The following is an 11,865-nucleotide window of genomic DNA, read 5'->3' on the forward strand; positions in this document are numbered from 1 at the left end:
CCTTTGCGATCAAAAAGAAGGTTCACTTTTTTCCCCGCCTTGGGACTGAAATTGTCGGTTTAAACGACAGTTCGGCTTCTGTCCAGGAGATACACGTTCCCTAAGTCTGTTGCTAACATTTAGCGTCAGCAGGCAAAGTCAGCCAACTTCTTTTGCGCCTTGTATTTGGGGCAAACTCTTGCGTGACGCCGAGTAAGCTGTTGCCTTAAATTCCCAGTGATCTGGCTTCCAAGGTATTTCAATCGAAAGACGTCCGCCGCTAGCCGTAGGTTCATCCCTAACCCGACTAAGATCGATATCATAGACAATTGCTAGCATCGTTCGCCCTTTGTTGTTCTGGTGAAGAATCAGCTCGTTCGCCGTCAACAAGAACGAGTCAGCGTAAGCGCTGGTAGTCCCTTTTACCTCGACGAACCAATCAAGGCCATTCTTCTTAGCAGCGAAATCATAAGACTCCTTAGCAGACATGTCTTCGATAGCAGTAAAGCCGTATTCCGGCAAAGCAGCACGAACCGTAGCCATGGCATAAAGTTCAACTGCAGTCTTTTCAGCTTGACTTAGGAATCGCCCCTGTCCACGGCCAGATTTGCTCTTCGGACGTATTGTCTCTGAAACCTGAGATTGAAGCTCGCGTACCTCGGGCGCACCAGACAAAGGAATCTTGCCTAGCCGCTCAGATTCGTAAATCTTAATAAGCATCTCGGTCAGTACGGTAAGATCTTCCCAGAACCCCACCTCATCAAAGCCATCCAACTTGTAACGCTTTGCGAATGCAGTTGCCTTTTTAAATTGACTAGATAAATGATTTCCATGCAGCTGAATCTGGTCTGAAAATGGCGCGGAAAACTGCGGTTGTTTAGCAAAACACTGCTTGGCCCAACCAATTCTAATTGCAAGTTCAGTGGGATCGACGTCAGTGAGATCTCCGTCTTTATAGACCGTTGCCCCACAGCCGAGTGTCAAGTAAAAGTAGTTTCCATCGCTAGAAAAGTGAATAACAACGTACCATCCTTGGGTTGCAGAGGGTGACATTTCAGGGTCGTATATTCGAGTCCACGCGGACATCACTTTTCGGCCGATGCCGTCGCGTCCTTCTACTTCGCATTCGTAACCACTTGCTGAGAAAACTGGCTCAAATTGTTCGATATTGCTATAGATGAGATCGCGTAACGCGACTCTAACTAAAAATCCCCGTCGTTTCATTTCATACGTGTTCTCTGAAGAATACTGGGTTTGTAGAAAGAGAACCTCCCCAATTACGTCTTTTAAGGACTCGATAAGTTTAGTTTCTGCTTTAGGAACGATGGTGAGGCCGCACCTGCGAATGGCCCGAAATGCACTAGAGGAAGTTCCACGTTTGAAGTCTGCAGGGCCAAACTCACGTTGAGATGCTTCCTGCAGAGCAAGACCTATGATCTCTTTGGGCGAGTACCGCTTTCCATTGAAGACGACATCGAACTTCATTGACTCACCAAATTGCGTTACAGCTCCTGCGTCAATAAGTTTGATTGCTTCCAGCATATTTTGTCGCTGGAGGGAGGTCAGGAGCTCGGTAACAGATGGCATGTGGATTGTTAAGGCTGTAAAACAGTGACAGTACCGCATTTCAATAGCTGTGAACAGCGCTTCAACGGATTGAACCTAAAAGACATATTCATGTATGACGCTCGCAAGTAGACACGATGAGCTTGAATCACGCACCAGCCGTGTCGAGCCGTCAGTCAGCTGAAGATCCTGACCAAAAGCTTCTACTAGCCAGCACGGCAGTGCCCGCCGCAGGTTGTGCCGTCCTGGGCTATGTGCCGTTGGCGATGTTGACTCTTTTCTCGCACGTATACTGCTGAGTGTGGTCAGCTTGAGCACAGCCTATTGCTGCCAATAAATGGTATGCTCATATCGTCCGAACTTCGACTAACTATAATGCCCGACTTGATTGGTAAGCAACAGGAAGTAGTGTGCCTGAGTACGAAGGGGCACCATGTTGTGCTTGGTAGCGCCGGCAGTGGTAAGACGACGATGGCAGTGTACCGTGCCATCTACTTGAGCAAACCCAAACTGCCGGGCAGCGGCAAAACGCTCATCATCACGTACAACAAAGCGTTGATGCGCCACATTGCTAGTATGGACGCGCTACCTGTAGGTCATGTTACCGTAGAGAATTACCATCTTTTTGCGCGTGGGTACCTCAATGCACGTGGGTTGATGGGAGCAAGTTCCATTGTGGCAATCCCTCGCCGCAAAGAACTTATTCAGCAAGCCGTCACTGAACTTTTGGTGGCGAATGACAACCATGCCTTCTTCCAGCGTCACATAAAGTTTTTCTCTGATGAAGTAAAGTGGATTGCTGGACACAATATTCCATCGGCAGAGGCGTATGTGGAGGTTACTCGCACAGGTCGCGCAGCTGCAAATCTGAGCAGAGTTTTGCGACCATTAATGTGGAAGGTATACCAGCGATACCGTGAGTTGCGTCAACTGCCTGGACGTCCATATGACCTTGATGACATCGCCACAGCTGTGTCTCAAGCATTAGATGCCGACACGAGCCAACGGTTGTATCGCCACATTATTATCGACGAGGGACAAGACATGTCGCCTGAAATGTTGCGTTCCCTCAGCAAGGCTGTTCCTCCTGATGGATCAATAACTTTCTTTGGTGATATGGCGCAGCAGATATACGGACGCGGAATGAGTTGGCGTTCCGCAGGGCTACACCCACTAAAAATCTGGGAATTTCAGCAGAATTATCGCAACACAATAAGTATCGCCAAGCTCGGTCTTGCCATATCGCAGATGCCGTATTATGACGGTCTTGCGGACATGGTCGAGCCAATCTTTCCAGCGGCCGATGGCCCTAAGCCTGCACTCGTGCGCTTTACCACAGAGAACGACGAATTAAAAGCCATAGTTGCGTTGGCTAAAGAACGGGCAAAGACACGAAGTGTCGTTATCCTCCTGCGGACCTATGCGCACATTGAAAAAATAAAGTCCTATCTTCCTGGAAACGCTACCTTTCTAAAAGAAGACTCAACAAGCTGGAGTACTGCGCCTGGACTGAGCTATGGAACCTACCACTCGGCAAAAGGCCTTGAGTTTGAAGTCGTGTTTCTGCCATTCATGGGAGAAGGAGAAATTCCAAGTCCCGCCGATATAGAAACTGATGGGCTTGACGAAGCGTTAGCCCAAGATGGCAGGCTGCTCTACGTTGGAGTTACACGGGCGAAGTCTGAGCTGCTCATTACATATACCGGAACTGTTTCGCAGCTATTGCCGGTTGACAAGACACTTTATACAGAGGCTAATCGTTGAATGAGACCATTAAGCACGACGTAACGCGGCGCGACATTCGGCGTTTGTGTCACTTTACGTCATCGGCGAATTTCCTCCATGTTCTTCAATCTGGTCTGCTTAAGGATCGGCAGACATTAGACCGCGAACAAAATGTTGTTGTTAATCCGACCGATGACATGCGTTTTGATGGGCACCGCGAAGCAATATGCTGTTCTGTCGAATATCCCAACACGTATTACCTTGACGTTGCTGTAAGAAAGCAAATTTTATTTGAAGGGTGGATAATACTTTTTCTAAAGCCCGACTTGATTTGGTCTCCAGGCACGCTATTCTGTCAGAAGAATGCAGCTGCGGGAAATGGTGCGCTAATAATGGACGGAGAGAAAGGCTATAATTCGATGTTCCCATCGAGTGCGCGAGGTTACCCTCGCAAAGCTACTCAGTTACTTTGTTGTCCGACTGATATCCAGGCTGAGGTTTTAATTCCTGGTCCAGTGCCACTGAGCCAGGTAATTGGCATGGCGATGTGCTCGGAGGAACAGGTTGAGACAGAATTGGTCCGATGGGAAACGGTAGGACTCAAACGGCCCGATATTCCCATTTTTATCGCCCCGTTACTTTACAGCAAAATCGAATTGCGTGACCGCATTTGGCAGGGTAAGCGACCTGATGAAAATTTTTATGACAAATGAAGCGATGAAGCTCAAGTCTGCACTACCTCCTACACAATATCGCGAGCGAGCTGTTTCCGCTTATCTCGCAGCCGCAGTTGGGGATGCGTTGGGCTGGCCCTTTGAGGGGTATGCCAAAGAGTCACCGACAGTTGAGAAATGGGATGGAAATTATGTTCGATGGGAAAAGCGAGCTGGTACTCGTTTTCGGCCGGTCTTAGAGCTGGTCGAGGCAGGAGCTTACAGCGACGATACACAGTTGATCTTGGCGGTCACCCGATCACGCTTGCAAAGCGGTATCGAGTGGTGGACAAGTCTTTCGACATGTGAATTGCCGTTTTGGACATTTTACGAACGTGGCGGTGGCGGTGCGACTAAGCGTGCTGCTGCGAGTTGGCTTTCTTCAGTTCCGCCGTGGCGTGCGCCAAAGGAAGATTCCGTTCGAAAGTATTTCTCTGCTGGTGGTAACGGAGTCGCAATGAGAGTTCTGCCTCATTGCGTAGCTGGAATGAGCTGCGAATCGTTTGAACCGATTGCTCGAGACATCCTTACAGATGGAGTAACAACTCATGGGCATCCACGTGCGCTCGTGGGGGCACTCGCTTATGGATACGCGCTATGGTATGCGCTGAGGCTTAACCATACGCTTGGTTTTGGTGAGCTCATTACTGCAACTATATCGAATGTTGCAGTCTGGGGACAGCAACAGTCAATCGTAGAACGGTGGCGTGATTGGGCGACCTGTGCAAGTAGAAGCGCTGACTACGCGTCAGTGTGGAATGCAACTGTGGCTGAGACGCTTGATTTGTTGAAGAGCGCGGATGAGGCAATCCAAGCTGGTGCTTTGTCGCTAGACAATGAAGTGTTGGATGCTATTGGTGCAAGGAACTCAAAGGTGAGTGGCGCCGGTACAGTATCTGCTGTTGCTGCTATTTATTTTTCTTCTCGTTATGCGGCCTCGCCCCTTGAGGGGCTGCGGCGCGCAGCATCTGCAGTTGGGGCCGATACTGACACAGTTGCCTCTATGAGCGGCGCATTATTAGGGGCACTCTCAGACACAGGCTGGTTTAGCAAATATGTAGCTACATTGCAAGATAGCTTGTACATTGAGAAGTTGGCCAGGGCAATGAGTACTGGAGCCAATATTGAGCCTATCGAATCCAAGCCGGTAAAAAAGACGGACCTTGTAAAGCTTTCGTCGGCACTCTCTGCTTCTATTTCGTTACATGGGGTGCGTCTGCCTAATGGGCTGACGGTTGATAAGATTTCTGCGGTGGAATTTGGCAATTCAAAGAACTATCAATCATATTGGAATATCGTTACAGCGGATGGCTTGAAGCTCTTCGTGAAAATGCCTCGGATTTTTTCTTTGCAAGGCACGGTGACTAAGCATTTAGAAGATTCCCAAGCAGAACACGTGGCAATTGAACAACATATAGAACAAGCAAATGCGGTCGTCGGTCTATCGTTGGTTGTCTCAAACTTGGATAACTCGCTTGTCTTCTACCAGGATATTTTAGGCCTTACGGTCTCCGGGCGTAGCGGCAAAGTGTTGCGTTTCGGAGAGCATTTGGCTTTTAAGGAGGAGCCAAAATTCCCAGAAGGTATTAGGCCTGTTACGATATATCTTCGTGTAAAAAGGCTAGATAAGCTCCGCGAAAGACTTGTTAAGTTGAATTATCCAAATCTTAGCGAAGTCGTCGATAACCCGAAGCGACAATCATTCACTTGCATTGATCCGGACGGGTATTCGGTGGAGATTATAAACGATAAGTCAGTGCATTAATGGGCTGGACAAAAGACTTTGTTGCATAAATCAGCCTGGATGCTCACCTCGTCGCTGGCTAAGTGTCTCGTGAAGCGACACTGACGAGAATACGTCAGGAGCGAACGGGACGTTGTCTGGCGAACCTATTTCTTAATCAATCGGGCTCGACCGTCTGGCCCTTCTGCGCCATGCCGACCACGAGGTATCGCTACGATTCTATCGTCCCGGCCTTGACGCGATGTTGCGCCCTTTGGCACTGCTACGACGCGTTCGTCGCGTACCACGGGGAATAGCGACAACCCGGCCATCGCGGCTTTCTCGCGGTGTGCCACCCGGCGGCACGGGAACCACACGGCCGTCACGATCTTCGCGCGATGTGTAGCCGCGCGGGATTTTCACATTGTTGCCGTCCTGCCCAGTTCAAGAATAGCGCGGCATATTACCTCCGTTGTTCGGAAGGTATTTAGTCTTTGCGTCTGCTTTGTTGCCCAAATACGGCAAGATTACCTAGGAAGTCGCGCCTGCCGCTCAGTCGAAAGACGATATATGACACATGCGTAGACTTGGCGAGTGTCGGTTGGAACCGACACTGCCGGGAGATGGGCGATTGCGGCCGCCCAGGCGTTTGCTTCACTTCTTTACAAAGCCGGCGCGCAGAGTGTCGCTAACAGTATCGATCTGCGCATCCAGCTCGCCAGCGTCCACAGCCGCTTTTAGCGTTTCTAGCGTCGGGACCAGCTCGGCCATAGAGCCGACTTCGATTGCGCTTTTGCCTTTTGCAAGTTCCAGCACTTTCACCCCGTATTTCACGATCAGGCAGACTTTGCCATTGTCTGCCGTGAACCACCACGCTTTGACTCGCTTAGGAGCTTCTACGCGGCGAGCTTCGCCGGTCTCGCGGTCTTTTACTTTTCGGGAATGCAGAGGCGCATACGTTTTACCTTCGAGCGTGCTTTTCGCCAGTTCCGTTTGTTCCCAGATTTTCGCGATCAAACGATTGCGACGTTTAACAACCGGAGGAATGTCGGATGGACGTTTTGCAGCAACGAGTTTCAGCGAAGTTAGAGTGTTCATTTGTTTGCCTCATCAGTTAGTTAGTACACCAATGATGCAGTCGCGTTATCACCTAATCAACTAATAATCAAGGTTTTTTCTTCCCAATGTTTAGTCGTTGTTTCGGCCTACGACACGCGATACCCTGCATGGGATATGTTGTTTCGTTGCCCGAATTTTTCGTTGGACGCTAAACCGTACCGCAGCGCATCGTTGCCACATGACTGCCAAATTTCGCGGCCATTTCTCATCCTTTATATCTGGGTAAATTCTTTCTGCTTCAGGTATCTTTCCTTATATCTGAATGCGACGCGGAGGGCTGAGCGAATAGCGAAGACCAGCGTCAGCATTCCCTTGCATCTGAGCGAGCAGCGAAGAGGCAAGGTGCCGATAGGCAAAAAGACGAAGTCGGAAAAGATGACTAACGGATTTATTCAGAGAAGTGGCCACCCAATTCAATGGGTACTTGGAAGTTGAATGCGCATATGTTCAGCACAAACATCTGTTGCTTGCAGCACCAGAGCATCAACAGCGCATGCCGCCTTTTGCTCCGCGACAGACGGCTTGCTTGTTTCTGCGTATTGGATATGACGTGGTTTAGCAGGAAAAAATTTTACTCAAGATTATTCTTAACCCTCGCTGTGGTTAAGATCATTTTCCGCATCATGCAACCCCCTCGCTTATCGTATGCCTCGCTGTTGGCTCCGCTTAGTCTATACACCCGGTTTTTACGTGAGTGGTCGTTGCTGCTGTGGTTCCAGTACCGCTAAGTTGTCCTGGCAGCTTTCAGTCGTTGCGACTGTGGCGCTATTGCGTTATCAGTATCGGTGCCTTATCTAAGGGCGGCCGGCTTTTCTAACGTGTGAGCCTTGTGGAGATCGTTGGTTTGTAGCTAATTGTAATCTTGCTCTTGTAACTATATTTAGCTTCATGTGAGGATACAGGAACCAAAGGAAATAGCAATTATCTTTTGTTCTGTGCTAAGCGCATGAATCTTCTAGGTTTTTATCTCCATCATCCGCGTGTTGATTTTCATAACCCAAGAATGCATCCTCTGCTCCGTGGTTTTTATATATTTTCAGGAGTTGATGATGGCGCAAGCAAAAACTTTATCGGAAAAGGAGTTGAAGCGGGTACTCGCACATATCGCAATCGGCAAGCACGCTGCGCGCAACCGGGCCATGTTGCTGGTTACGCATTGGGCGGGATTGCGCGTGGGAGAGGTCGCTGCACTGCTGATAGGCGACGTGATTGCCACTGATGGCTCGATCAAGTCAGAAATTCGATTGTCGCCAGAGCAAACGAAGGGGCGACATGCACGCACGGTGTTTGTTGGTGAACGTCTGCGTAAGGAGCTGGCCCTGTATCTCGGCACGTTGAAGAACCCAACGCCGGAGAAGCCGCTGTTTTACACCCAGAAGCGACTAGGTTTCACTGCGAACACAATGTGCCAACATTTCCATTGGCTGTACAAACAAGCGAATATCGACGGAGCCAGCAGTCATTCGGGACGCCGCACGTTTATTACCAACCTTGCTAATAAAGGCGTCGGCGTGCGCGTGCTGATGGCGTTGGCAGGTCATCGGAATATCTCGACAACCCAGGTATATCGATGTGAACGACGATATGCAACGCGCTGCAGTAGATTTAGTGTGAATGCAAGTGTCGCTTTAACCGACACTCCGCAATTGCTGGGCACATCTCAAAAGTGTTGTGAAAAGGTCACGGGTGAACAGAATTGATAGATGGCGTCTCCACTCACACTTGGAATTTCTAAAATAATTGTGAACAGTGTCCGAAACGAATGTATTCGCTAAATTTCAGGATAAATATTGCTGCATCTAATGTGGGAACTTATGAAATTACGAAAACGAGAGCACCTTTGGTTGAGAGTGTCTTTGCCTATACCCGAACTCGGCTTTAATTTATATTTCTATTTCGCGATTGTTTTATTAATTTCGCAGTTTGAAAAGATTTGTTTTTTAGAATGGGTAAGGCCATTACTAATTGCAATTAGATTAAGTACGCTGGCATGGACGTCACTACGAAACTTATTAACCAAAAAGACTTTAGAGGTATTTGCCACTATATTTTATTCGATAGTCTTCAATAAATTTCATATTTTTTTTATTCCATTGAATTGCTCCTATATTATTTGGGCCTCCACCTTATTGGATATTTTTCGGGTGCGAGGATAAGGCAAATTGCGCTGCTGAGGGGCTTAAGTGAGCCGCTAGACAGTTCAAATTTTAGTATTAGAGCGGGATAAAGTTTTGAGGTAGCGCGCGTAAAAAATCGTTGAAGCTGGCGAGTAAATTTAATTTCGACTATTTCTGGTGATGTATCGAAAAGTCCATATTTTTCGGATTGCGCTTGATCGGAATAATTGCGCCGCACTAGATATTGATCAAGAACCCAGCGGAGCCCGGTTTATTTTTGCCCGTTCAAATATTGGGTTGTCATTTAGGCCGACAACCCAATATCGAAATTTCTCTAAATCGGATTACTCGCTGTCATTAGGTTTGCTTATAACCGAGGAATTAACCACTCCTGTAGCTTCAACCAGATCAGGGTGCAATTCCGTAGGGCAAGCATCTTTCTGCGGTATATAGAACGTTACTTTCCCATTCCTGCGAGCAATTGCAATTGGTAACCAAGTACCTTCACTTGGAATCAATTCTTTTAATTCGTTTGGCGAATCCTCGAAACGGAAAGATGTAAGGGGTGTCCATGACGCAGCGAGTGAAGCATCAAACAAGGTCTTTAAATTGCCCTTGCGCTTATTTTGAGTGCTACGCTGCTCTGCGTCTGCTTGTTTCTGCCTGCATTCGAAACTATCGATTTCGGCTTTGATTTTGTTAAGACCACCAAGCTTTTTCACCCAATCTGCGAACGTTTTTTCGGTTTGTTCTTCGTTATGTGCGCGAATAAGAACCTTTGCGTCTGCTGAGGCTTGTCTCCTGTCGGATTGTCGAAAAAGCTTCGAGAGTAAATGGAACTCGGTGGTTTGTTTATTTCGACCTTTTAAGCCATTAGCTTTGCATTGCTCGTACAGCTCATCTAAAAGTATGCTGCTTACTTCTGGTGTTGTGTTGTCAAAGTATGTTCTCCGAACACCGAGGATTTCTGCTAGCCCGTTAACAGCTTTTTCTTGGATCTTTCCGTGATATTTGTTTTCCGTCTCATTGAGATTTATCCCTGAGTTGTAAATCTTATTGAGCTTTTCTCGAAAAATTGGAAGGATTTTGTCTTTATCGAAAACGGGACGGGTAAACGTTGAAACGGCCGATTGGACTATGTTAGTTTGATTTTTTGGTTGGGTCTGTTGCTCGGATTGCTGGACGGCTTTTATATTGCTATTAGATTCTATAAAGGTGTTGGAATCTGCCGGGGCGTCGATGTCAATATGGGCTCTTTTAATTAATGCAACCGAATTTTCTTGGGCTATTTCTTTAAATTCAATGATATTCCATTTATTGGGTTGGATTAATTTAGCTATTGCTGCATTATTTTCAATAAAAGGCACATTAGTTTTAGTGATCGCCGTCATGATTGTATCCTTTATGTAGTTTTGGTTAGTATGCATAATGTCGTTTAAATCGGCTTTCGCCGCGTCCACTGCTCAACGACATTGCTATCTTAGGTTCACTAACTGATATAATCTCTAACTACAATCCCAATAACGATTCTGGTTAGTGTTTTTTAGACATGAGTAAAGAGCGAGACCAAGACCGACTAGCTCGTCTGATGTTATTAAGCCAACAAAAATACGGGATTTCTGTTCGGAACGACTGGCGTCACGAGAGCTTTTTTCGGTCTTTACAGATAAGTCCCAGCTATCATCTCGCGCACCAAGTGGCAACGGGGGGAGTCCAGGATTTGGCAAATGTCGGGTATGTTCCGCGGGACTTTCTTGACGTGGTAAAGACTTACGAGGCCTTTGGCGACGTTTGGCAAACTGATTTCTGGAATTGGTGGGTTAAGCGTGCCCAGTATCAGTTCGGTCTGCGGTGCTCTCCGAGAGTTCATAGGCTTGCAAAACTTCAGCCCGGTGCTGACGCGGACGAGCAGAGTTTGGATGACGCGCGAGCTTGTCTCGATCAATATTTATCTGCAGACCGGCTCGCGGAAGGGAAGCCGGGCAGTCTTGTGATCGCGGTTCCCTTGCATGCTGATCGGGCTACGATCTTGCGAGAGGTGTCGAAGCTGATGGAAGAGGCTGAGCATTCCTCGGCGCCGAATGCGGATACACGGCAGTTCAAATTTGTTGTCAACAAAATTCGTCAGCAGACACTCGATGAGGCGCGACGGGTTGCGTGGGCAAGAGCAGCTGCGCCGAAGCAGCCCTTGTATGTGATCGGCAACCGAGTAGGGATCGCAGCTGCGTATGTCACAGAAGAGGGTGTCAAGGCGCAGAAAGACAACAGACGTGATCTGATGGTCATTGTCACAAGCCGGCATCTACAACGTGCGCTCGTCTTTTCGGAAAATGCGGCGCGTGGACGATTTCCCTGCTATCACAAGGTAGATAGCATCCGCTTCGATTTTATGAAGCTTCGGTCTTCCATCATTGCACACCGGAACTGGGTAAAGTCCGAACTCGCCCGGCTCAAAAGGCTGCAATCGAGTAAGACGGTATCTGCTAAGGCGTTGGGGGAATAAGCTAGAAGGCGGAAAGGCGGCTTTCGACCGGTTGAATCCAAGGCCCTAAGCAGCCGTTGGAAGCCTAATCGAGAATGATTACGCCACTATCATTTGGCTACGCGTTCTTTCGAGCCACCGCAATTCAACCTTTAGTTTATCTGTATATAATGAGCTGAAGATAGACTTGCCGCTAGGAACTCCACGACATTCCATCTGATGTTGCTTCTACGTTGGAGCGCGTCCCACGTGACATCAAAATCAGTCGCTAGAGGTACGTGAGATTGATTGCGTATCAGATTGAGGCATCGTGAGTTTGCCGTTCCATTTGGAGTCAAAGAAGGCATGGCCGCAGCGAACGAGCTAATAACCTTGTTCATCTTAGTCTCTTCACCGGCACAGCTAGCGAGTACGGCGACTATCAAGAGCGCGAAACGTGCA

At 48.1% G+C, this 11,865-nt stretch carries 7 protein-coding genes and 1 pseudogene; 5 read left to right on the forward strand and 3 right to left on the reverse strand.

Annotated elements, in window-relative coordinates; translation table 11 throughout:
- Positions 1–138 precede the first annotated feature (138 nt).
- Positions 139–1,566, reverse strand: coding sequence for an MrcB family domain-containing protein (locus AC56LV_RS20145; protein WP_499560176.1), 1,428 nt, complete (start codon positions 1,564–1,566; stop codon positions 139–141).
- Positions 1,567–1,920: 354 nt separating this feature from the next.
- Here AC56LV_RS20145 and AC56LV_RS20150 point away from each other — a divergent pair, with 354 nt between their 5' ends.
- Genes AC56LV_RS20150 through AC56LV_RS20160 form a run of 3 tightly spaced genes read left to right on the forward strand, consistent with a single transcriptional unit; the run spans position 1,921 to position 5,748 of the window.
- Complete coding sequence (locus tag AC56LV_RS20150) at positions 1,921–3,309, forward strand: 3'-5' exonuclease (RefSeq protein ID WP_499560177.1); 1,389 nt, start codon at positions 1,921–1,923, stop codon at positions 3,307–3,309.
- The gene (locus AC56LV_RS20155) at positions 3,306–3,983 is read left to right on the forward strand and encodes a DarT ssDNA thymidine ADP-ribosyltransferase family protein (protein WP_499560178.1); all 678 of its coding nucleotides are present in this window, start codon (positions 3,306–3,308) and stop codon (positions 3,981–3,983) included. Before AC56LV_RS20150 ends, AC56LV_RS20155 begins: the two co-directional genes overlap by 4 nt.
- Positions 3,961–5,748 carry an ADP-ribosylglycohydrolase family protein gene (locus AC56LV_RS20160; protein ID WP_499560179.1) on the forward strand — a complete coding sequence of 596 codons (1,788 nt, stop codon included), beginning with the start codon at positions 3,961–3,963 and terminating at the stop codon, positions 5,746–5,748. Before AC56LV_RS20155 ends, AC56LV_RS20160 begins: the two co-directional genes overlap by 23 nt.
- Positions 5,749–6,360: 612 nt before the next feature.
- Here the strand turns inward: AC56LV_RS20160 and AC56LV_RS20165 are convergent.
- A complete protein-coding gene (locus AC56LV_RS20165; RefSeq protein ID WP_499560180.1) occupies positions 6,361–6,804 on the reverse strand; it encodes a DUF6641 family protein in 444 nt (147 codons plus the stop codon).
- Positions 6,805–7,874: 1,070 nt separating this feature from the next.
- On the opposite strand from AC56LV_RS20165, the pseudogene AC56LV_RS20170 reads away from it, so the two are divergent.
- Positions 7,875–8,439 (forward strand): annotated as a pseudogene (locus tag AC56LV_RS20170) (tyrosine-type recombinase/integrase).
- An 847-nt stretch (positions 8,440–9,286) separates the two neighbouring features.
- On the opposite strand, the gene AC56LV_RS20175 reads toward AC56LV_RS20170, so the two are convergent.
- Positions 9,287–10,333, reverse strand: a complete 1,047-nt coding sequence (locus tag AC56LV_RS20175) for a hypothetical protein (RefSeq protein WP_499560181.1) — start codon at positions 10,331–10,333, stop codon at positions 9,287–9,289.
- 197 nt (positions 10,334–10,530) lie between these two features.
- On the opposite strand from AC56LV_RS20175, the gene AC56LV_RS20180 reads away from it, so the two are divergent.
- On the forward strand, positions 10,531–11,445 hold the full coding sequence (locus tag AC56LV_RS20180; protein WP_499560182.1) for a hypothetical protein: 915 nt from the start codon (positions 10,531–10,533) through the stop codon (positions 11,443–11,445).
- Positions 11,446–11,865: the final 420 nt, after the last annotated feature.

It is taken from the genome of Telluria sp. RB2R28 (assembly GCF_059685835.1).

Bases quoted from the DNA above. Each gene is read 5' to 3' on its own strand.
- AC56LV_RS20175 (WP_499560181.1), bottom strand. From the start codon at position 10,333: ATGACGGCGATCACTAAAACTAATGTGCCTTTTATTGAAAATAATGCA.
- AC56LV_RS20150 (WP_499560177.1), top strand. From the start codon at position 1,921: ATGCCCGACTTGATTGGTAAGCAACAGGAAGTAGTGTGCCTGAGTACG.
- AC56LV_RS20180 (WP_499560182.1), top strand. From the start codon at position 10,531: ATGTTATTAAGCCAACAAAAATACGGGATTTCTGTTCGGAACGACTGG.
- AC56LV_RS20165 (WP_499560180.1), bottom strand. From the start codon at position 6,804: ATGAACACTCTAACTTCGCTGAAACTCGTTGCTGCAAAACGTCCATCC.
- AC56LV_RS20145 (WP_499560176.1), bottom strand. From the start codon at position 1,566: ATGCCATCTGTTACCGAGCTCCTGACCTCCCTCCAGCGACAAAATATG.
- AC56LV_RS20160 (WP_499560179.1), top strand. From the start codon at position 3,961: ATGAAAATTTTTATGACAAATGAAGCGATGAAGCTCAAGTCTGCACTA.